Origin of the sequence: Oceanidesulfovibrio marinus (assembly GCF_013085545.1) — a bacterium.
Classification (GTDB): domain Bacteria; phylum Desulfobacterota; class Desulfovibrionia; order Desulfovibrionales; family Desulfovibrionaceae; genus Oceanidesulfovibrio; species Oceanidesulfovibrio marinus.
On sequence record NZ_CP039543.1, the window covers coordinates 1,296,992 to 1,317,406 of the forward strand.

At 64.2% G+C, this 20,415-nt stretch carries 17 protein-coding genes; 8 read left to right on the forward strand and 9 right to left on the reverse strand.

Going from position 1 to position 20,415, the window contains the following annotated elements; all coding sequences use genetic code 11:
• Positions 1 to 337: 337 nt before the first annotated feature.
• From tatC to E8L03_RS05800, 4 genes are all read left to right on the forward strand, one after another.
• Complete coding sequence (gene tatC / locus E8L03_RS05785) at positions 338 to 1,120, forward strand: twin-arginine translocase subunit TatC (protein WP_171268437.1); 783 nt, start codon at positions 338 to 340, stop codon at positions 1,118 to 1,120.
• Positions 1,121 to 1,356: 236 nt separating this feature from the next.
• Positions 1,357 to 2,709, forward strand: coding sequence for an ATP-dependent 6-phosphofructokinase (locus tag E8L03_RS05790; protein ID WP_144305798.1), 1,353 nt, complete (start codon positions 1,357 to 1,359; stop codon positions 2,707 to 2,709).
• Positions 2,710 to 2,902: 193 nt separating this feature from the next.
• Entirely contained in the window at positions 2,903 to 6,142 is a 3,240-nt protein-coding gene (locus E8L03_RS05795; RefSeq protein WP_171266812.1) for a UvrD-helicase domain-containing protein, read from the forward strand.
• Positions 6,135 to 9,173 (forward strand): PD-(D/E)XK nuclease family protein, encoded by a 3,039-nt coding sequence (locus E8L03_RS05800; RefSeq protein ID WP_171266813.1) that lies wholly within the window; start codon positions 6,135 to 6,137, stop codon positions 9,171 to 9,173. The genes E8L03_RS05795 and E8L03_RS05800 overlap by 8 nt, the downstream gene beginning before the upstream one ends.
• On the opposite strand, the gene E8L03_RS05805 is transcribed toward E8L03_RS05800, so the two are convergent.
• The 3 genes from E8L03_RS05805 to E8L03_RS05815 all read right to left on the reverse strand — a co-directional run bounded on the left by E8L03_RS05805 (position 9,170) and on the right by E8L03_RS05815 (position 11,233).
• Positions 9,170 to 9,577 (reverse strand): hypothetical protein, encoded by a 408-nt coding sequence (locus E8L03_RS05805; protein ID WP_171266814.1) that lies wholly within the window; start codon positions 9,575 to 9,577, stop codon positions 9,170 to 9,172. The two genes, E8L03_RS05800 and E8L03_RS05805, sit on opposite strands and share 4 nt — an antisense overlap.
• 72 nt (positions 9,578 to 9,649) lie before the next feature.
• Entirely contained in the window at positions 9,650 to 10,567 is a 918-nt protein-coding gene (locus E8L03_RS05810) for an arginase family protein (protein ID WP_171266815.1), read from the reverse strand.
• A gap of 114 nt (positions 10,568 to 10,681) precedes the next feature.
• Entirely contained in the window at positions 10,682 to 11,233 is a 552-nt protein-coding gene (locus tag E8L03_RS05815) for an outer membrane beta-barrel protein (protein ID WP_144305793.1), read from the reverse strand.
• A 248-nt stretch (positions 11,234 to 11,481) separates the two neighbouring features.
• On the opposite strand from E8L03_RS05815, the gene E8L03_RS05820 reads away from it, so the two are divergent.
• From E8L03_RS05820 to E8L03_RS05830, 3 genes are all read left to right on the forward strand, one after another.
• Positions 11,482 to 11,727 carry a GlsB/YeaQ/YmgE family stress response membrane protein gene (locus E8L03_RS05820; RefSeq protein ID WP_171266816.1) on the forward strand — a complete coding sequence of 82 codons (246 nt, stop codon included), beginning with the start codon at positions 11,482 to 11,484 and terminating at the stop codon, positions 11,725 to 11,727.
• A gap of 108 nt (positions 11,728 to 11,835) precedes the next feature.
• Positions 11,836 to 12,294: a PPC domain-containing DNA-binding protein gene (locus tag E8L03_RS05825; protein WP_144305791.1), complete on the forward strand. Its 459-nt coding sequence runs from the start codon at positions 11,836 to 11,838 to the stop codon at positions 12,292 to 12,294.
• Position 12,295: 1 nt separating this feature from the next.
• The gene (locus E8L03_RS05830; RefSeq protein ID WP_171266817.1) at positions 12,296 to 13,612 is read left to right on the forward strand and encodes a nickel pincer cofactor-dependent isomerase, group 22; all 1,317 of its coding nucleotides are present in this window, start codon (positions 12,296 to 12,298) and stop codon (positions 13,610 to 13,612) included.
• A 106-nt stretch (positions 13,613 to 13,718) separates the two neighbouring features.
• On the opposite strand, the gene E8L03_RS05835 is transcribed toward E8L03_RS05830, so the two are convergent.
• From E8L03_RS05835 to ybgF, 6 genes are all read right to left on the reverse strand, one after another.
• The gene (locus tag E8L03_RS05835) at positions 13,719 to 14,690 is read right to left on the reverse strand and encodes a tyrosine recombinase XerC (protein WP_171266818.1); all 972 of its coding nucleotides are present in this window, start codon (positions 14,688 to 14,690) and stop codon (positions 13,719 to 13,721) included.
• Entirely contained in the window at positions 14,665 to 15,657 is a 993-nt protein-coding gene (locus E8L03_RS05840) for a GGDEF domain-containing protein (RefSeq protein WP_235896639.1), read from the reverse strand. Before E8L03_RS05840 ends, E8L03_RS05835 begins: the two co-directional genes overlap by 26 nt.
• Positions 15,632 to 16,468, reverse strand: a complete 837-nt coding sequence (locus tag E8L03_RS05845) for an HDOD domain-containing protein (protein WP_144305788.1) — start codon at positions 16,466 to 16,468, stop codon at positions 15,632 to 15,634. The genes E8L03_RS05840 and E8L03_RS05845 overlap by 26 nt, the downstream gene beginning before the upstream one ends.
• Positions 16,465 to 16,827: a hypothetical protein gene (locus E8L03_RS05850; RefSeq protein ID WP_171266819.1), complete on the reverse strand. Its 363-nt coding sequence runs from the start codon at positions 16,825 to 16,827 to the stop codon at positions 16,465 to 16,467. The genes E8L03_RS05845 and E8L03_RS05850 overlap by 4 nt, the downstream gene beginning before the upstream one ends.
• A gap of 19 nt (positions 16,828 to 16,846) precedes the next feature.
• Positions 16,847 to 18,094 (reverse strand): DNA-processing protein DprA, encoded by a 1,248-nt coding sequence (dprA, locus tag E8L03_RS05855; RefSeq protein WP_171266820.1) that lies wholly within the window; start codon positions 18,092 to 18,094, stop codon positions 16,847 to 16,849.
• A gap of 115 nt (positions 18,095 to 18,209) precedes the next feature.
• The gene (gene ybgF / locus E8L03_RS05860; RefSeq protein WP_244963676.1) at positions 18,210 to 19,007 is read right to left on the reverse strand and encodes a tol-pal system protein YbgF; all 798 of its coding nucleotides are present in this window, start codon (positions 19,005 to 19,007) and stop codon (positions 18,210 to 18,212) included.
• A gap of 411 nt (positions 19,008 to 19,418) precedes the next feature.
• Between ybgF and E8L03_RS05865 the strand changes: the two genes are divergently transcribed.
• On the forward strand, positions 19,419 to 20,411 hold the full coding sequence (locus E8L03_RS05865) for a hypothetical protein (RefSeq protein WP_171266821.1): 993 nt from the start codon (positions 19,419 to 19,421) through the stop codon (positions 20,409 to 20,411).
• Positions 20,412 to 20,415 lie beyond the last annotated feature (4 nt).

Consider the following 20,415-nt stretch of genomic DNA (forward strand, 5'->3'; position numbering starts at 1 on the left):
AACGCAGGCTGAAGAGCCTTCCGCCGACACGCCTGATTCGGACGCTGAATCCGGCGAGACGCCGGTACAGGCCGAGCTCTCCGACGATCCCTCGGCTCTGGGGCATGAGGACAAGGAAGCCGCTTCCGACGACGGCGTCGAGGACCCCGAGGTCGCTGCGCTGCACGAAGACGCGGCCAACGATCCCTCGACCGGCTCTCCTGATGTCTCCGGAGACGGTTCCGGAGACGGCGGCGGCGAACCTCCCGTGCCCGCGGACATGGCCGGGGACTTCGACGACGACGGAGACGAGGGTGAGGACGAGGATGAAGACGAAGAAGACGGTGAAGAAGGCTCCATGTCCTTCACCGAGCATCTGCAGGAGCTCCGCCAGCGCCTGACGCGTTGCTTCATCGCCCTGGTGGTTGGTTTCCTGGCGTGCTACGGCTTCTCCAAGGATCTCTTCGACATCCTCATGCGGCCGCTGGTCACGGTCTTCCCTCCGGGCTCGCACCTCATCTTCACGGCGCTGCCCGAGGCGTTCTTCACGTACATCAAGGTTGCTCTGGTGGCGGGCTTCTTCCTCACGAGCCCCTACATCTTCTACCAGCTCTGGTTGTTCATCTCGCCCGGGCTTTACAAGGAAGAGCGTAAGTACCTCATTCCCATCGGCTTTTGCTCGGCGCTCTTCTTCGTGGTGGGCGCAAGCTTCGGCTACTTCGTCGTGTTCCCCTTTGCTTTCAAGTTCTTCATGGGATTCACCACGGAGTTCATCAAGCCATTCCCCAAGCTCAACGAGTACCTTGGCTTTTCGCTCAAGCTGCTCTTCGCCTTCGGCGTTATCTTCGAGCTCCCGCTCGTCATCTTCTTCCTGGCGCGGCTCGGTCTGGTCACCTCCACCATGCTGCGCAAGTCCCGCAAGTTCGCATTCCTGGGCTGCTTCGTCATTTCGGCGGTCCTCACTCCGCCGGATGTGGTTTCGCAGCTCCTCATGGCTGGACCGCTCATGCTCCTCTACGAGATTTCGATCTACGTCGCCCAGTTGTTCGGCCGGCGCGAAAAGCGGCACATGAAGGATGAAGACGAGGAAGAGACAGAGGAAGAAAATCCCGAGGAATCGGCCGAGGAAGAGTCCGCATAGCCGGGCACACGCCTGATCCCAAGCCATCATACACACCGGGGGCCGCGCTTTGCGGCTCCCGGTTTTTTTTATGCAATGTGCCGGCTACTTCGTCGTCATCCCGCCCTGAAATCAATCCGGCACCAAAATGCCACGTTCCGTATCCTGGCATTGCAGGGTGTGGTATGCTATGAATCTTCGTTGAGACTCCAGACTGTCTCTCTTCTGCGAACTCTCCAACTCGAAAGGATTTGAGCATGAGCAATAGCCGTGTAAAACGCGCTCTGGACGTGGAAACCGGGGTCGCCACACTCGGTAAGGCCAAGATCCCTTCGAAGCTCTCCGTCTGCCACTTCACCGACGACGACGCCAAGGTTCTCATCCAGGTGACTGAAGAGCAGGTGCGCGACTTGGGCGACGAGCCGTTATATCAAGACTTCGAGCTCGCCGGCCCACGCCATCACCTGTACTTCGACCCAACCAAGACCAAGTGCGCCATCGTCACATGCGGCGGCCTCTGCCCGGGTGTCAATGACGTCATCCGCGCCATCGTTATGGAGGCGCATCACAGCTACAACGTCGCCTCCGTGTTGGGCATCCGCTTTGGCCTGGAGGGCTTCATTCCCAGCTACGGCCACGATGTCGTGGAGCTCACGCCGCAGCACGTGGCCAGCAGCCACCAGTTCGGCGGCACCATCCTCGGCTCCTCCCGCGGCCCCCAGCCTGCCGAGGACATCGTGGACGCCCTGGAGCGCATGAACGTCAATTGCCTCTTCCTTATCGGCGGCGACGGCACCATGCGTGCGGCCGGGAAAATCGCCGACGAGATTGCCTCGCGCAAGCTCAAGATCGCCATTATCGGCATCCCCAAGACCATTGACAACGACATCAACTTCATCACCAAGTCATTCGGCTTCGACACGGCCGTGGAAAAGGCCACCGAGGCTATCCAATGCGCGCATACCGAAGCCATCTGCGCCGTCAACGGCATCGGCATGGTCAAGCTGATGGGCCGCGAGTCTGGCTTTATCGCCGCCCAGGCCACCCTGGCCCTCAAAGAGGTCAACTTCGTGCTCGTGCCCGAGACCCCCTTTGAACTGGACGGCAAGGACGGCATACTCAACGAGCTGGAAGCCCGTCTTGCAGCGCGCAAGCACGCGGTCATCGTCGTGGCCGAAGGCGCTGGCCAGCATCTTCTCGAAATCAGCGGCGATACGGACGCTTCGGGCAACCCGGTGCTGGGCGACATCTCCTCCCTGCTCATCAGCCGCATTAAGAAGCACTTCGCGGGCAAGAACATACCCATCACGCTGAAGTTCATCGACCCGAGCTACATCATCCGCTCGGTGCCGGCCAACGCCAACGACCGCGTCTACTGCGGCTTCCTGGGCCAGCACGCGGTCCACGCAGCCATGGCCGGCAAGACAGGCATGGTCATCTCCAAACTGCAGGACCGCTACGTGTACCTGCCGCTTCCGCTGGTCACCAAGGACCGCCGCAAGCTGAACATCAACTCGGATTACTGGCGCGCCGTCATGGAATCCACAGGCCAGAACCCCATCCCCGGCATCTTCGGCCCGGGCACCTACTGCCCCACGCCCGAAGACTAGCCGCCCACAGCACGCATCAAGAAGCGCTCTTTTCATGCGGAGGGAGCGCTTTTTTTGCGTCGGCAGTCCGCCGTGAACGCTCATTGCGCGCAGTCCACCGCCGCATCCCGCCAGCTCCGGCCTCCCACGGTCCTGGTGCACGAATTCCGGCTGTGGTATCACCGCCAAAACCGGAGCACCCCGAGAAACGCCAATGTTTTCCATACGCAAGGCATCCGCAGGCAGCGGCAAGACCTACGCCCTCACGGCCCAGTTCCTCCAATTGCTGGAGCGCGCCAGCAGCGCCCACGCCCCGGCTTCCTGCGGCGGCGCCACAGCCGGCTACGGCTGGAGCGAGATCGTGGCCGCCACCTTTACCCACGCCGCGGCCCAGGAGATGAAGCACCGCGTCCTCAGCTCGCTGAAGGAACGCGCCCTGGACCTGGAAAAAAGCCGCGCGAGCCACCACCCGGCCGCGCAGTTCAGTCCCCAGGCCGCCGCGGACCGCCTCGCCGTCATCCTCCGCGAGCTGGGCCTGCTCAACATCCGCACCATCGACAGCCTGCTTTTCACCCTGCTGCGGCTCTCGGCCCTGGAGCTGGGCCTGCCACCAGGATTCGAACCCGTCTTCGACCCGGCCGAGCTCTTCGAGCCGCTCTACGACGCTATCGTCACCCGCGCCCAGAACGGCGACCCAGGTGCCGAGGAGCTCATCGCCGCAGCGTGCCGCGGCGTGCTCAGCTACGACGACCCCGGCGGCTTCATGCCCAGCGCCAAGCTCCAGGACCGCCTGCTGGGCGTGTTCGGCTTCCGCGCCGGGGAGTCCGAGCCCTTTGCCGTGGACACCCAGGCGCTGCAGGCATTCCTGGAACGCGAGCACGCCGCCTATGTGGATGCCTGCGGACAGTTGGCCGACGCCATCGAGGAGCTGGGGCTGAAATGCCACAGTAACTTTCTCAAGTTTCTCGACCACCAGCGGAGCATCGAGCTACCGGAAGAACCCAAGACCACGGCGTATCTGGAAAAATCCTGCCTGGATGAGGTGCTGAACAAGGCGTCCAAGGGCAAGGCCACGCCAGAGACCGAGGCGGTATACGCCGAGATCGCCCTGCGCAACCAGCGACTGCGCGACTGCATGACCGCGATTCTGAGCTGCATGGCCCACGCGCCGCTGGCCATGCTGGCCGAGGAGATCGTCCGCTCCCTGGACGAGGTCCAGCGCCAGCGCGGTTTGCTCCTGGCCGACCGCGGTCCGGCCCTGGTTCGCGCCCTGCTGGAGGAGACAGGCGGCATTGCCGAGGCGTACTGCCGTCTCGGGCTGCGGCTGCGCCACCTGCTCATCGATGAGTTCCAGGACACCAGCCGCGCGCAGTGGGCTGCCCTGGCCCCGCTGGTTTCCGAGTCCTTGTCCACGGGCGGCGAGTTTCTCTACGTAGGCGACGTCAAGCAGGCCATCTACGGCTGGCGCGGCGGGGATGCGCGGCTCTTCGACGAGGTCGTGCACGATCCGCAGATCGCGCCCTTTGCCGGCGAGGTCCGCTACGATCCCCTGCCGTGCAACTGGCGCAGCTCGGCCGACGTGGTGCGGTTCAACAACGAGTTCTTCACCCGCCTGGGCCAGCCGGACACGGCAAAACGCGTTGCCGAGGCCATGCTGCCCAAGGCGGACGAGCCCCTGCGCGAGGAGTTCGCGGCCGGCGTGGCTCGCACCTTCCACGACGCGGCGCAACAAATTCCCGACTCGCGCGCCGAATCGCACGGCCTGGTGCGGCTCTACCGTCTGCCTGGCGCAAAGGTCGCCGAGTATCAGGAAGCGGTAAAGGAGCGGCTCCACGACCTGCTCTTCAACGAGTTCCTGCCCGTGCGCCGGCCCGGCGAGGTCGCCGTGCTGGTGCGCAAGAACGAGCAGGCCCGCATCGTGGCCTCGTGGTGCATCGAGTGGGGACTGCCCGTGGTCACGGAGTCCAGCCTGCGCATCGCCGAGCACCCGGTCATTCGCCAACTCGCGTCGTTCCTCGCGTTCATAGACTACCCCCTCGACGACCTCGCCTTTTGGGAGGTGGCCACGGCCGAGTGGCTCTGGGAAAATCATGAGGACGCGACAGCGCTCCACTCTTGGATCGCGGCCAAACGCCGGCCCGGCAACCGCGGCGAACCGCTCCATCGCGCATTCGCCCGCGACTTCCCCCATATCCACGCCGCATACTTCCAGCCGTTTCTTTCCCAGGCGGGGCTGATGAGCCCGTACGACATCCTGCGCGAAGCAGTGGCCCGCTTCGGCCTGCTGGAAAAGCTGCCCCAGGACGAGCTCTTTTTGCGGCGCTTTCTGGAGATCGCCCACGCCGCGGACGAGCAGGGCCGCCACTCCATCTCCACCTTCCTGGAGCACTGGCGCAGCCAGGGCCTGGAGGAAAAGGCCCCCCTGCCCGAGTCCATGGACGCGGTGCACGTGACCACGATCCACAAATCCAAGGGCCTGGAGTATCCCGTGGTCGTTGTCCCATTCCACGACTTCAGCGCCATGTCGCGCGGCGGCCTGACCCTCTGGCAACCGCCGGACGCGGACCCGGCTGAGGCCCCGGCCTATCTGGCAACGGAACAGGCCGCGGCAGGACCGGAGCGGGAGTCCCGCCTGGCCGCCACCCTGGCCGAGCAGCTGCACCTGTTGTACGTGGCCTGGACCCGGCCAGTGGAGGAGCTGCACGCCTTCTTCTCCCTGGACCTGCGCGCCACCGGCAACAAGCAGCTTCTCGACGGCCTCGGCGTAATGCTGGAGCCGTACGAGCTGCTCGCCCCCGGCGACGTCTGGGAAACCGGCCAGCGCAGGGACATGCCGCAACGCGAGCCCGAGCCGAAAGCGCCGCCGCTGGAATGCGCGCCCATACCGGTGCCGGACGCCGAAGCCCCCTACCGCCCCATGTCCTGGCTGCCGGAGCTGAAGATCTACCGCTCCGCCCTGGAGGAGGAACGGTTCGAGGAACGCCGCCGCGGCACGCTGGTCCACCGCTGCCTGGAGCACCTTGTGCCCAGAAATGTGGACGGTCCGTTTGATGAGGATGTGGAACGAGCCCTGCGCGCCGGCCTGCGCGGGCTGGCCGATCCGCACGACCCGGCCGCATTCGCCGTGGACCGCGAAGAAATCGCCGAGGAGATCGCCGCCATGTGCCGCTGGCTCCTGTCCCAGCCGCGCTTTCCCCTGTACCTGCAGAACGGCCGCGCCGAGGCGCAGATACTGGACGAGACCGGCGGCGTGCACCGACCGGACTTCCTCGTCTCATTGCCCGGCGAAGTTGTCGTGCTCGAGTACAAAACCGGCCATGCCTCGCCGGACCACGCCACCCAGGCGCGGCGCTATCTGAAGCTTTTGGCCAGGATGGAACCGCCGGAAACAAAGCTCGTCGCGCAGATCGTCTACCTGGACCTGCAGCGGGTGGAGGAGGTGCGCCATGGTTGAGCGGCGCTTCGACCTCGTCTCCTGGCGCGCGGATCTGGTGGATGCGGTGCGCGACATCCTGCTGGAGGAGTCCGGCGGCGACCGCGACCTCAGCCGCTTCCTGATCGTGTTCCCGCACAAGCGGCCCGGCCGCTACCTGCGCGACGTCCTGCTCCATGACGACCGGCTGCCCAAGCCGTGCTTTTTGCCGGAAACCATCTCGGCTGGCGAGCTCATCGCGCGGCTCGGCAACGGCCTGGCGCACGAGAGCCAGCAGGACGCAGTTTCCGTACCGCCGCTGGACCGCGCCGCCCTGCTGGAAGCCGTTGTCCGGCGGCTGGCCGAAGAAGGCGGCGGCCCACTCGATCCGCTGGCCCGGCTCAGCTCCGAGGAGTTCTTCCCCTGGGCCATGCGGCTGGCCACACTCATGGAGGAGTTCTACGCGCACGGGCTGGAGCCCGCCGACATCCCCTATCCGGAGGAGGACGTCGCGCCGTTTGCCGCGGCGTTGCTGGAGCAGCTCGGCGACATCGACCACGCCTACCGCGAAGCCCTGGCCACGGAGGGGCTGACAACGCCTGGCCTGGACGCCCGCCGCGTGGGCGAGAACCTGGACGCCGTAGCGGATATGCTGGCCGGCAAGCGGCTCATCGTGGCCGGATTCCCCGGCTTTACCGGCGTTGCGGAGAACATCTTCCACATGCTCTGGGAGGCCGGCGCGGCGCGCATCATTCTGCATGGCGACCCGCTCCTGGCCGATCGTCTCGGCTCGGCCCACTGGTCGTGCGGTCCTCTGGCTAGACAGATACGGCAGTGGCGGCCACGGGAGGTCGTGCTGCTCGAAGCGGATGCAACCAGCCCCGAGGACACGGAGCTGGAACTCGTGGAAGGATTCGACCTGCACTCCCAGCTCGCGGCCCTGCACGACCGCCTCTGCGCCGGGGGCTCCGGCGAGGGCGCAGCCGTGATCCTGCCGGACTCCTCCATGCTCATGCCGGTGCTGCACCACCTGCCCGACCCGGCCGTGAACGTGAGCATGGGCTATCCGCTGGAGCGCACCGGACTGGCCCGGCTGCTGGAAACGTGCATGCGCCTGCAAGAAGGCTCGCCCGGCCAGGCCCGCTATCACTGGCGAGAGATCATCGACCTCTTCCGCCATCCCTACCTCAAGATGCTCAACCCCGAGGGCGCAGAAGAAACCGACAGCACCGCCGGCCTACGGCCCCTGTTCCACGCCGTGGAACGCATGGTGCGCCTGGGCGAGCGCCACACCTGCCCGGCCGACTGGCCCCCTGCCGAGGAGATCATGGCCGCCCAGGCCAAGGGAGAAGGACGCGAGCTGGACTATACCGAATCGCCGCAGACAGCCGCGGCAGCCGCGCTAATGCACACAGTAATCCAGCGATTCATCGACGCCTGGGAGTCCGTCTCCACCCTGGCCCAGCTCGCCGACGTGCTGGAAGGCTGCTGCGACCTGCTTATCACCCACGGCCGCACCCTGTGGCGGCGCTTCCCGCTGGACGCCGAATGCCTGCACCGGCTCTTCTACTCGGTCATTCCGCAGCTTCGCGACAGCCGGCTGTCGCAGTCCGAGTTCTCGCAGGAGCTCGTGTTCACCATCCTGCGACAGACCCTTGCGGCCGAGCGCGCACCCTTCGAGGCGGAGCCGCTCACAGGCCTGCAGGTGCTGGGCGTGCTGGAGGCCAGATGTCTAAAATTTGAGACAGTATACGTACTGGACGCCACAGAGGACAGACTGCCAGGACCGCCGGCTGTGGACCCGCTCTTCCCGGACTCGCTGCGCCGGCTGGTCAAGCTGCCCACCGGGCTGGACAAGGACATGGTCACCGCCCACCACTTCTTCCGCCTCGTGCGTGGTGCGAATCGCGCCGTGCTACTGTACCAGGCCGGGGTCAGCGGCGGGGCCGACGAGAAAAAGCCAACACGCAGCCGCTTTGCCGAAGAGCTCCTCTGGGAACGCGAGCAGCGCGATGGCGCCATTGCCGAGCCGGGCACCGGTCCCCTGTCCACGGTTTCTTTTCCAGTTGCCCCCATCCCCTCCTCACCGCTGGCCATAGAACGTACGCCGGCAATCGACGCGGCCATGCAGGCATTACTGGCCCAGCCCCTCTCGCCTACGCGGCTCGACGCCTACCTCGCCTGCCCGGCCCGGTTTCTGTACGAGCATCTGGCCGGCCTGCGGCAGGTGGAGGAAGTGGCTGAGGAAGGCGACCCAGCGACCATCGGATCGCTGGTGCACGGTGTATTGCGGGACTACCTGGCGCCGTTCGTGGGCCAGCGTATCGGCCCTGGCGGCGATGCCGCGGCGGACGCCCTGGCCGAGATGTACGAGGATGTGCTGCGAAAAGACCGCTTCTTCCGGCAGCTCTCGTGGGATCGGCAGCTCATGGCCATCCTGGCCGGCAGGCAGCGGTTGCGGCGGTATGTGCGCGCCATCCCGGAAGGCCGGCTCGTGGCGCTGGAGACGGCGCTTTCCTGCGAGCTGTCCGACGCCGGCGGAACGCTGCGCCTGCATGGCCGGCTGGATCGCCTGGACGAGCGCGACGGAAAATTCATCGTGCTGGACTACAAAACCGGCTCCGTGCAGACGCCGGCGCAGAAGCTCTGGACCGACGACGAGCTCTGGTTCCGTCTAGAAAGTTGGACACCTGACTCCGAAGATGACCCGCTGGAGGAGCTTGCCGCGGCGCTGCACTCCGTGCAGCTACCGGCCTACATCCACCTTGCCAGAACAGGACGCGACGAGAACGGGCAGGAGGGTCCGCTGGCCCACGCCGCCGGCGAGGACTGCAACGCCGCCCTGGTGGAGTTGAAAAAAAGCGGCGCCGAGGAGGCGATTTTCGGAAAGAAGATGGACGCGGGCGTCCAGCGCTGCGCCGTGGAGCAGCAGATGCCAGAGCTGTTCGGCTTTTTGCGTAAACACATGGTCGGCGCGCGGGTGCTCACCCCCAGGCCGGACCGGCACTGCGACTGGTGCAGCTACAGCGGGCTGTGTCGGCGCGGGAGCGTGTTGCCCGACGGGTCGAGCTAGTCGCTCACCGGCTGCATGCCCAGCCGGAACAGGGAAAAACGCAGCCTGTCCTTGTCCGGAAAGAAGAGCGAGGCCGCGAGGTTACTCGCACCGTGGGCCAGAGTGAGCAAAAAGTTCGTATTGGAGAGCCGGCCCAGGTCCTCGTCGAGCTGTGCCGCGGCACGGCGCACCAGCGCGGCGTAGTCCCACTCCTCCTCGCTGTTCTCGTCCCAGACGATCTCCACGAGGCGCGGGTCCATGCCCTTGGCCATGGAGTCCAGCTCCTCGATGCGCCGACGCAGATCCTGCGCCTTCTCGTGTTCCAAATCCGTTTCCCAGGCGTCCAGATACGCCTCCAGGGTCCGGGTCATGGATTCATAATGACCGGCCACGACATTGAGCTCTCGTTCGCTGAAACGACGCATACTTCCTTTTCCTCCCATTCTGGAAGCATACCGAGAATCATTGCAGGGGGCAATGGCTTGTCTCGACAGACCTCAACGTAGTCCGAGAGCGGCCGTCAGCACGCGGGCTATGGTCTGCGCCACACTCCCGTCCCAGTCGAATGTCGGATTGAAGATGGTGACATCGAGCCCGGCAAGGCGCTCCGTGGCTGCGCATCGGCGAATCACGCCGTACAACTCCCCCCAGCGCAATCCGTCCGCCATGGGATAATCCACGGCCGGCATTTCCCAGGGATTCAGAACATCGAGGTCCACATGCAGCCAGAATGGATCCGATTCCCCCAAAAAGGCCAACGCACCGCAGACGGCGTTGGAAAAGCCGCCGAGCCGGATGTCCGAGAGGCTCGCGCAGTGCATGGCCGAGTCGCGCACATTCGTCCCTCCGATTGCCTCCACAATAGCCTCGTCGCGGAACCCGAATACCGCCGTATCGTTCTCGGAAACCAGCGGCCCTCCCAGGCCGTACTCCGTGAGCACCTCCGGCCCCCTGCCCACCGCCAGGCCCAGCTCCATATCCGCCGTTTCTCCGGTCGGCGACTGCTCCGGCGCATAGAAATCCATGTGTCCATCCAGAAAGAACAGCCTGGCGCTCCTCGTCCGGCGCATGCCCAACAAACAACCGAGCAGGATGGTGCAATCTCCGCCCAATACTATGGGAACCCTGCCGGACCGCATGACCTCGTGCACGGTATCTGCGAGATTCAGCGTGTACTCGCGCACCTGGAGAGGATTGAGTACCCCGTCTGTAGACCGCTCGGGACGCCAGTCTGCCGGCGGCAGCGAGACAGTGTCCCTGCCCGCGGGCGTCTTGGCCAGCCCGGCCCGCAGCATAGCCTGGGGAGCCATGTCGATTCCGGACCAGTTGCTCTCCACACAGAGGGGCGCTTCGATAATCCGGTACGCCTCAGGTTCGATGGAAAGCGTGCTCCATTCCTGATAACTGCCTGCCATGCGCTGACACTCCCTGCTATACGAAACGGCGCCGCTTCCGGAGCCATCACCGCCATGTACAGGCGGATCAGACCCGAAAACGGCGCCTTTCAAGACTCGACCCAGGGGTCGATCCTAGAACATGAATCGCAGCGAAGCGTGTCCGCCCCAGGCGTCCACACCATCTTCGGTGAAGCCGATGCGCTGGTAGCGGCCGCCCACGTCGAGGCCGATGTTCTTGTTGAAGTTGAGGGTCATGCCCACATCCACAGGCAGGGTAAGCGCGCTGCTCTCCCCGTCATACGTCAGGTCCTCATCCATGAAGAGGCCGCCGAGGCCGGTGCCTACGTAGAGCCGGAACGGATCTTCATTGAGCAGATAGAACCGGACGAGGGCGTTGAAGCCGAAGCCGTTGGCCGAGTTGCCGCGGGGGTCGTAGTAGCCACGGTTGTCCAGGTCCGCATAATAGCCATTGGCCTCCACGCCCAGGGAGAGGTTGTCCAGGACAAAATAACCAGCCGAGGCGCCGTAGGTTATGATGCTGTTCACATCCTTCTGGCTGGTCCCATACACACCGAACTCCGGAGAAATATAGAACTTCTCCGAAGCCATGTCTTGAGCGCTCGCCATTCCGGCGATCATGAGAACCATGACCATGGCAAGCATGACACTGATCGAACGTTTCATTTGGTACGCCTCCTTGATTCGCATTAGTAGTGACTCGTGTTGAACGAACTTCGCAGTTGAGTCCACTTTATCACGACGGTTTCGGCGGTCAACACGCTTTTGCAATTTTCATATTTCTTTAGCAAAACCGCTTGCCCAGAGTCGTGCATGGTCTATACTCCGTTGTAATCCCCATGGGGAATCGCACCGGAACAAGGCGATGTTGTGGAATTTTCCACAACCGCCGCGCACAATTGCGGAGGACACGCATGGGACTCATCTGGTTTCTGCTCATCGGCCTGGTCGCCGGGTTTCTCGCCGGCACAATCATGAAGGGACGGGGATTCGGCCTGCTCGGCAACATCCTCGTGGGCATCGTGGGCGCCGTGCTGGGCGGCTTCGTCTTCCGCATCCTGGGCCTGCACAGCACCGGGCTCATCGGCTCCCTGGTCACAGCCACCGTGGGAGCCATCCTGTTGTTGTTCTTCGTCGGTCTGATCAGAGGAAAGCGCTGACAAAATAATGTGTTAGATCCGAACCCCGTTCGTTTTTTCCGGATCATCCGCGGGCTGCGATGCGCCTGACGTCTTTTCTTGTATCGCACTTTGGAGTACTTACTCCTCATGCTGACATCACAAGGATCCATCGGACGCGTTTTCGTCATCCGGCTTGAGGACGGCGATGCGCTCCCCACGTGTTTGGAGGAATTCGCACGGGAGAACAACGTCACCCGCGCCCTCTGCGCCCTCGTGGGCGGCATCGGCAGCGGGCGGTTGGTCGTCGGCCCCCGGGACGGCGACGCCGAGCGCATCGTGCCCATGGTCAACCCCATAGGGGCCGTGCACGAGGCGGCGGCCATCGGCACCATCTTTCCGGGCGAGGACGGCCAGCCAAAGCTGCACATGCATGCGGCGCTGGGCCGCGGCGAGAGCGCTACGACCGGCTGCATCCGCCAGGGTGTGGATATCTGGAAGCTCGCCGAGGTGGTGGTTCTGGAGATCGAGGGCTCGGACATGCTGCGCGCCGTGGACCCGGCCTTCGGCTTCGAGGTGCTCACCCGGAAGGATTCCGGAGACGCGTAGAGTGAGCGTCTGCACGCCGCCACGCAATCCTGACGCCGAACCGCTACAGCTGCCGCAGCTGGCCCTGGTGCGCCAGCGTTTCGACCGCTCCGCCATTGTCGATCCGGCAGCGGCCACCCATGCGGAGCTCGACCGCGTCATCCCCTCCGACCTCCCTCTACAGGGAAAGCGCGTGGCCATCACCGCCGGCAGCCGGGGCATCGCCGCCCTGGGCGAGGTGTTGGCGGCCACCGCCGCATTCTTCAAGTCCCATGGTGCGGAGCCCTTCATCTTCCCGGCCATGGGCAGCCACGGTGGCGCCACGGCCCAGGGCCAACGCGAATACCTGGAACATCTCGGCCTGACCGAAGCGCACCTCGACGCGCCCATTGTTTCCTCCATGGAAGTGCGCCAGATAGGCGAAACGCACCACGGCGTGCCCGTATATCTGGACGCCACCGCCCTGGCCGCCGACCACATCGTGCTCGTGAACCGCGTGAAGACACACACGAAGTTCTCCGGCCGGCTGGAGAGCGGGCTCTTCAAGATGCTGGCCGTGGGCGCGGCAAAGCACCTCGGCGCGGCCACGGTGCACCGCGAGTCCGTACGCGTCGGCCTGGCCGAAGTCATCCTGAGCAATGCGCGCCTGGCCCTGAAGCGCGCACCGGTCCTCGCCGGCATCGCCCTGGTGGAGAACGCCGCCGGCGCACTGCACACCCTGTGCGCCTGCCCTCCCGCCACCATGGAGGACAAGGAATCTGGGCTGCTCACCCTCTCCAAGACGCTCATGCCGCGACTGCCCGTGCAGGACATCGACCTGCTCGTGGTCGACGAGATCGGCAAGAACATCAGCGGCACCGGCATGGACACCAAGGTCACGGGCCGCAACCGCGACATCCTGAGCGAGTTCGACGAGCCGGACCCCACCCTGCCGCGCGTCAAGCGCATCGCCATCCGCGACCTGCACCCGGATTCCCAGGGCAACGCCCTGGGCATCGGCTTTGCCGACTTCACCACGGATCGCCTGGTGGCGGCCATGGACTACGGCAAGACCGTGACCAACGCGCTCACCGGCATCAGCCCGGAAAAAGCCGCCGTGCCCATCCATTTTCCCACGGACCGCGCCATGATCGACGCCGCCCTGGGCTCGCTGGGCGCATGGCAGCCAAATACCGTGCGCCTCATCCGCATCCGGGATACCAAGCACCTGGACGTTGTGGCCGTCTCTCCGGCCCTGCTGCCAGACCTGCCCGGCCACTGCGAGGTGGTTCATACGCCGCAGGACATGACCTTCGACGCTGCTGGCAATCTTACACCGCTCGAATTGAATTTGTCCTGACGCGATCATGCCGAGGGCTTCGCCCTCGGGCTCCCGGGCCTATAAATGGGGTCCGGGGACCAGTGCCCCGGCAGAGGGTACTGGGGGACAGCGTCACCCGACCTGATCAATCCTGTTTCTTCTTCTTGGAATTGGCCTGCGCCTTGGGGTGGCTCTTGTCGTAGGCTTCCACCACCTTGGCGAGGGTCAGGTGGGTGTAGCGCTGGGTGGTGGCCAGGCGGGAGTGGCCCAGGAGCTCCTGCACGCCGCGCAGGTCGGCGCCGTTCTCCAGCAGGTGGGTGGCGAAGCTGTGCCGCAGGCCATGGGGAGAGATGGATTGGGGCAGCCCGGCCTGGGCCGCGAGCTTTTCCAGAATGCGGTTGGCCTGTCGCCGTTGGAGCCTGCCGCCGCGGGCGCCGAGGAAGAGCGCATCCTCTTTGCCGACCGGGTCCAGCTCGCCGCGGATATCCAGATACGCCTGCAGCACCTGCACGGAGGTAGCCGACAGCGGCGCCAGCCGTACTTTGCTCCCCTTACCCAGCACGCGGATCACGCCGGATGCCGGGTCGCAGTCTTTCACGTCCAGGGCCAGGGCCTCGCTAATGCGCAGGCCCGAGCCGTAGAGCAGCTCGGCCAGGGCGATGTCGCGCTGGTGCTCGGCCAGGCTTTGGCCTTTGTCCGGCCCCTTGTCCTTGAGCAGGGCAAAGGCCTGGTCCACGTTGAGGCTTTTGGGGTGGCGGGATTCCTGCTTGGGGTTGGAAACCTGCGCCGCCGGGTTGGCCAGGACGATCTTCTTGGCCGCGAGATACTTGAACAAGGAGCGCAGGGCCGAGAGCTTGCGCGCCATGGTGGACTTGGCCGTGCGCAGGCGGTGGAGCTCCGCCAGGTAGCCGCGGACGTGCATCTTGGTGACGGAGGCCGGATCGTCCAGACTGCCACGGCCGCCGTCCTTGAGAAAAGTATGAAACTGGAGGAGATCACGGCGGTACGCCGCGAGCGTGTGCTCGGAAAAGCCCTTCTCCGCCTCCAGATGCTTCAGGAAGCGCTCGACTGGCTCGGGCAGGCCGTCAGGTTCAGGTGGAGCGCTGGTCGATGACATACACGCTGCCGTCCTTTTCTTTGGCGATCTTTTTCAGTTGGCTGGCCACATACGCGGCGGCGCCGTAGTGTTTGATCTTGCCCCCATGGTTCATGACCACGGCGATGGACATGGTCATGAGCGGAAAGCGCTGCATCTCGCCCTGCCTGTTGGCGGAGACGATGCAGCCCTGCTCCCTGTCTTCAATGTCGTAGAAGTTTGGCAGGATGGGATCGAAGTTGGCGATGATCCGGCGGCAGGTTTCCTCGGCCCGGACCATGGGCACGATGCAGACGAAGTCGTCGCCGCCCACGTGGCCCACAAAGGAGTACTCGAGCCCCATGGAGCGGACGGTGTTAACGATGACGCGCGAGGTCATCATCAGAACCTCGTCACCGCGGATGAAGCCGTACTTGTCGTTGTAGGATTTGAAGTAATCCAGATCGCAGTACAGCAGGGCGAACTCCCGGCCGCGCGACACGAGATCCTGGATGTTCTGAATGATGGAGGTGTTGCCCGGCAGGTTGCTCAGGGGGTTGGCGTCCATGGAGCGCATGGAGCGGTTCAGGGTGATGGCGATGCGCGATGCCGTCACCTGGGGATCGAGCGGCTTCAGCAGGAAGTCGTCCGCCTCGATCTTGTTCCACAGGAGCCCGCCTTGCAGGGCGTTTCGCTCCAGGCAGAGCACCACAGGCAGCTTGCGGTAGACGTTCTCGCTCTTGATGATGTTGACGAAGCGCGCGCCAGTATCCTCCTCCAGGGTGTCGTCCACCACCAGAATGTCAGGTGGATCGGCAAACAGGTGCTCCATGGCGCTGATGGTGGAGGTATGCTGCTCCCAGGCCATGCGCTCCGGCGGCGCAATGCCGGAGAGAACCTCGACCACGCTGTTGTCCCGCGTGAGGAGCATGCCCCGGGCGAACGGGGTGAAGAGGCACCGGTCGCCATGGGCAGGCGAGTTTTCAAGCAAAAGAGACTGCTGCGACATCGATGAACTTCTCGCTAAGGGCGTCCATGGTGCGTTCGAGTTCTTTTTTGCCGAACTTGAGCAGCTTGAGCGCCTTGGGTTCCAGAGCAAGCACGGTGTCGTCGCCGCCGGAACCGTACTCGTACAGTCGCACCAGGAAATCGCCTATATGCACGACACACGCGGCGGCCGGATAATGCTGCGCTCGCAACGGCACATGGTGGCGGCTCATGCCGTCCTTGATCATGGGCGGCAGGTGCCAGTAATCGGCCAGCCAGGCGTTGATGCGCTCGTGGTCAAAGCCCAGAACGAGCTGCTCGGCCTCGCGGTAGGTCATGTCCTCATCGGCCACGTGCGCATCGATCTCCACTTTGAGCTCCGGCAGCTGCACAGCCAGGACCACCTTGCCGAGATCGTGCAGCAGCCCACAGACAGAGTACTCCTCCGGGTCCTTCAGGCCTACGACGCGCGCCACCTCCGCGCTGGCCAGGGCGCAGCCAACCGAGTGCTCCCAGAGTCCGGCCATTGAGGTGTTCATGGTATCGAACACGGAGGTGGAGATGATCACGCCCTTGATGACGTTGAAACCGAGTAGGACCAGGGCGTGGGAGATGGAGCCGATGCGGCCCGGAAAGCCGTAGATGGGGGAGTTGACCATCTTCAGAATCTTGGCCGAAAGGACCTGGTCGTGGGAGATGACCCGGGCGATCTGCTCCGTGGAGGAGTTGGGGTCCTCCACGAGGCGGCTGACCTCGGCCAGCGCATCGGGCAGCGTGGGCAGATCGTCGACCTGGAGAATCTTGTTCTTGTGGATGGTGCGGAGATCGTTCATGACGGCAGCTCCCCGCTTTCGCCGTCGGCGTCTTCGCCCTGTGAGGCGTTCGCCGCCTGCCGCACCTGGAAGTACTCGTCGAGATAGGACTTGAGCTTCATCATGAAGTCGTTGTCGGTGAGCTTCCGGAAGAGGCGGTCCAGATCCTCGGGCGAGCGGTTGAACTCGCTCAGAGTGCCATCCAGATCGACTGGATTGCCCTCCACAACGATGTGCTCGATCTTCATGGACTGGAGCCGCGTAATGAGAGAGGAGGTCAGCTCGGTGCCTTCGGCAAGCAGCACCATGCCGTCATCGCGTTGCACAGGCTTTGCCAGCACCATGGCCGGTGCGGCGTAACTCAATGGAATTCTTTGCATCTACGTCACCCGGGACATGTCATGTCCCTTTGCTATAGCGCATGCCGGGCCATTGCTTCACAAGGCCTTCCATTTCAAGAAGAAGCAGCACGCGACTCACCCGGCTGACGTCCCATTCCAGACGCTCAGCCAGTTCGTCTACGTGAACAACTGCTCCATCTTCCATTGTCGATAAAAGTGAAAGGCCGTCATCGCCCACAGATGCGGGCAGCGTCAAGGCTCTACTTAAGGTCTGCTTCAGATTCTCGCTCGATGAGTCTGGCGAAATAGTTTTCCTACCGTCTTGGTAGTACTTATCGGACGTTTTCTGTAAACCATTAGTGTCCGGAGGTCCACTTCTCCCTAAAGTCGGCTTCCCGCGCGCCTTGGCGCCGGTTTTCCGCGATTTTCCCTGCAGTCCTGCCTCCAGCAGCGGGCCCAGCTCGGCCACTATATCCCTGGCGCTGCGCACCGGAATGGCGCCGTCATCGATGAGCTCTGCACAGCCCTCGAAGCCCACAGCGTTTTCCGGCGGCGTCACGGCAAAGACCTCCCTGCCCTGCTCCAGCGCCTGCCGCGCCGTGATCAGCGCTCCGCTCTTCCGGCGCGCCTCCACCACGACAACGCCCAGGCCGAGCGCGCTGATGATGCGGTTGCGCACGGGAAAGTTCCCGGCCGCCGGGGCCACGCCCGGCGAAAACTCGGTGATCACCAGCCCGCCATGGGTCAGAGTATGGAACACGTCGCGGTTCGAGGGTGGATAGATGCGATCCGGACCGGTGCCGAGCACGGCGATGGAGGCTCCGATTCCGGTCATGGCGCCCAGGTGGGCGTGGCGGTCCACTCCCTTGGCCATGCCCGAGACAACGGTGACGCCTGCATTGGAAAGGTCGCGCCCCAGGTCATAGGCCATGGCCCTGCCCCAGTCCGAAACCTGACGGGAGCCGACTACGGCCACACATGGTCCCTGGAGCAGCCGGGGGTTGCCGAGGCGGTAGAGATACAGGGGCGGCCCGGCAATCTCCTTGAGATATTGCGGGTACTCGGGATCTGTCCAGAGCACCAGGGCGAAGCCGCGGTCCCGGACGGCGTCCCACTCCTGCCGCGCGGTCTCGCGCCACGAGTCGCTCAGAAACTCACGCGCCACCTTCTCGGAAACAACGCCGTCCACAACCCAGCGTCTGGCCGCCAGAACCGCGCCCATGGGGTCGCCGTAGCGGTCCGCCAGCCTGCGCCATGTGCGCACGCCCAGGCCGGCCGTATGCCGCAGGGCGAAGCTGGCCCACATCTGGCGGAGCTCTTCGGGAGTCCGTGTAGGCCAAGCGTGCTCTTCGGCAAGCGCCCACGGGAAAAAAGCGCTGCCCTCAGAAGAGTCCGGATAGGTGTCAAACGAGCCTTGGCCCCTAATATCCTTCATCGAGCGCCTTGCGGGCGAGCTTCGCTGGTTCGGACTTGGGATAATCCTCGAGCAGGGCGTTCAGATAAAACCGCGCGTTGTTCTTGTCGCCGAGCATCTCATAGGAGTACCCTATCTTCAGCAGCGAGGCCGCGGCCTTCGGATCCTTGGGGAACCGCGAGGTGACTTCCTTGAATGTGAGAATCGCCTGGGCGTACCGCTTGTCGTGGTAGTACGTCTCCCCCAGCCAGTAGTAGGCGTTGGGCACCAGAGGGCTGTCGGGGTTCTCCATGATGAACGCCCGCAGCATCTGGCGGCCCTTTTCTGTATTGCCGGAGCGAGTCAGCCGCACGGCCTCGGTGTAGGCGTACGGCAGCTCGTTGTCGGAAGGTTTGTGCACCGTGGCTGCGGCATTGGATTGCGGCGCACTGTAGACCGCTGGGGTCGGCTCGGCATAGGGCGTCTCGGGTCCGGGACCGGAGTCCACGGCCGGCTCGGTGTTTCTGGCCGTGGCCGGAGAGACAGGATGGAGACGCGGCTCCGTTTCCACGGACTCCACGACGATCTCCTCCTGCTCGACTGTCTCGGTGACGGTCTCGGTCGCCGGATGCAAGGGGAGCATGGGCTGCGCCTCGGCGGCGTAGGCACTGCTGCGGGCGGCGGCTATGGCCGCGCGGATGCGGTCCTTTTCCACGCCTTCGGCAACGGCGTAACGTTCCAGCCGATCCATCCGGGCTTCGAGCTCGGAGGCTTGGCGGCGGTTCTGTTCTTCCAGATCCATAACCCGCGATTCGAGGTTAGCCATGCGAAAATCTATACTCGCCTGCGGCGCGCAGCCGACCAGACACGTGAGAACGAGGAGCGCTGCGGCAGGAGCGAAAACGCCGCGAATGTCCCGCAGAGACGTCTCCCGGACCGTACTGCAGTATGCGATACTTCGGACATGGATTTGTGCCACGTAAACTCCTTTTATCAGAACTCGCCTCCGCGGCGGGCATTACCGCCCGGGGCGCACCCTTCCGCCACGGCCGGGACCGGAACCGTCTAATTCGTTGGAACCATACGGGAGAGAAGTTCCTTTATCAAGGCAGCGCGGCCTGTTGGATGGCATGAGGTTGCCAGCATTGAAAAAATAAGGCAGTGACTTTTACCGATTGCCTTTCACCCATATCGAGTTGAACCGCTACCAGGCGGCCCCTACCGAGGAGCATTTTACATGCCCGAGATACCTGCTAATCTACTCCAATACGCATTATACCTGCGTACCATCCTGCTCAGCCTGATGGGCCTTGTCCTGCTGGCGGCCCTCGGCGGACCCTTTATCGCCCTTGTCAGCGAGATCGCCGGCCGAGCCCAGAAGAAGGTGTTCCACGACAAGTTCGGCAAACAGATGGCGACCATGTCCGTGGTCTTCTCCCTCTGCGCCCTGCCCTTCTGCCTGGGCGGCTGGGCCGTGCTCGCATTCCGGCACCCGGCCTACGTGCTCGAAGGCGTGCTCTCCCCACTGCTGGGGCAGGCGTCCATCTTTGTGCTCGGCGTGCTGGCCGTGGCCCTGCTGCTTATGTTGCAGTACCAAACCACATGGGCAAGGCTTAAGGATATCAAGGTATTCCACATCACTCTCGGCGTGCTCGCGGTCATCGTCAGCATCGCCGGCGTCTATATGCTCCTCGCGCTCAAGCGTGTGATGATCCAGTATCCGGAAGCGTTCGCCGTAGATCCCTCGCTCCAGTCCTTCGTATCCGTAGCGCGCAGCATCCCCCTGGCCTCCACCTTCTGGCCCTTCTTCGCCGCAGTTGTGCTGGCCGCGCCGGCCGCCGCGGGCGGCCTGGGTCTGCTCTGGCTGCTGATGCGGCGCAACAAGGAGGACTACGGCCGCGACTACTACGCCTATGCCTTCAAGCGTTCAGCCAAGTTCGCCCTCGCCTTCGGCGTTCTGGCCGCCTGCGCCGTGGCCTGGCATGCCGTCTGGCTGGCGCCGCGGATCAGCGAACTGGGCCTCGCCTCCATTGACCTGATGAAGCCGGAGTGGATGGGCCTCGCCGTTTCCATTTTGGCCATGTTTACGGCCTGCATTCTGTGGGGAGTGATTGCAGCGAGCAAGACGCCGCTGCGGCAGAAGCCCACTGCCTGGCTGGCGGCAATGCTGTTCTTCGTGTCCGTACTGGGCGAGGGGCTCGTGCTCAGCCGGCTCTACACGCTGTTCTAGCGCG

Excerpts from the sequence above, each read along its gene's own strand:
- E8L03_RS05790 (WP_144305798.1), top strand. The coding sequence starts at position 1,357 with ATGAGCAATAGCCGTGTAAAACGCGCTCTGGACGTGGAAACCGGGGTC.
- E8L03_RS05805 (WP_171266814.1), bottom strand. The coding sequence starts at position 9,577 with ATGCGTCGTTTCAGCGAACGAGAGCTCAATGTCGTGGCCGGTCATTAT.
- E8L03_RS05820 (WP_171266816.1), top strand. The coding sequence starts at position 11,482 with ATGGGACTCATCTGGTTTCTGCTCATCGGCCTGGTCGCCGGGTTTCTC.
- dprA (WP_171266820.1), bottom strand. The coding sequence starts at position 18,094 with ATGTGGGCCAGCTTCGCCCTGCGGCATACGGCCGGCCTGGGCGTGCGC.
- E8L03_RS05795 (WP_171266812.1), top strand. The coding sequence starts at position 2,903 with ATGTTTTCCATACGCAAGGCATCCGCAGGCAGCGGCAAGACCTACGCC.
- E8L03_RS05845 (WP_144305788.1), bottom strand. The coding sequence starts at position 16,468 with ATGAACGATCTCCGCACCATCCACAAGAACAAGATTCTCCAGGTCGAC.
- E8L03_RS05840 (WP_235896639.1), bottom strand. The coding sequence starts at position 15,657 with ATGTCGCAGCAGTCTCTTTTGCTTGAAAACTCGCCTGCCCATGGCGAC.
- tatC (WP_171268437.1), top strand. The coding sequence starts at position 338 with ATGTCCTTCACCGAGCATCTGCAGGAGCTCCGCCAGCGCCTGACGCGT.
- E8L03_RS05865 (WP_171266821.1), top strand. The coding sequence starts at position 19,419 with ATGCCCGAGATACCTGCTAATCTACTCCAATACGCATTATACCTGCGT.
- E8L03_RS05835 (WP_171266818.1), bottom strand. The coding sequence starts at position 14,690 with ATGTCATCGACCAGCGCTCCACCTGAACCTGACGGCCTGCCCGAGCCA.
- E8L03_RS05850 (WP_171266819.1), bottom strand. The coding sequence starts at position 16,827 with ATGCAAAGAATTCCATTGAGTTACGCCGCACCGGCCATGGTGCTGGCA.
- E8L03_RS05815 (WP_144305793.1), bottom strand. The coding sequence starts at position 11,233 with ATGAAACGTTCGATCAGTGTCATGCTTGCCATGGTCATGGTTCTCATG.
- E8L03_RS05800 (WP_171266813.1), top strand. The coding sequence starts at position 6,135 with ATGGTTGAGCGGCGCTTCGACCTCGTCTCCTGGCGCGCGGATCTGGTG.
- E8L03_RS05825 (WP_144305791.1), top strand. The coding sequence starts at position 11,836 with ATGCTGACATCACAAGGATCCATCGGACGCGTTTTCGTCATCCGGCTT.
- ybgF (WP_244963676.1), bottom strand. The coding sequence starts at position 19,007 with ATGGCTAACCTCGAATCGCGGGTTATGGATCTGGAAGAACAGAACCGC.
- E8L03_RS05810 (WP_171266815.1), bottom strand. The coding sequence starts at position 10,567 with ATGGCAGGCAGTTATCAGGAATGGAGCACGCTTTCCATCGAACCTGAG.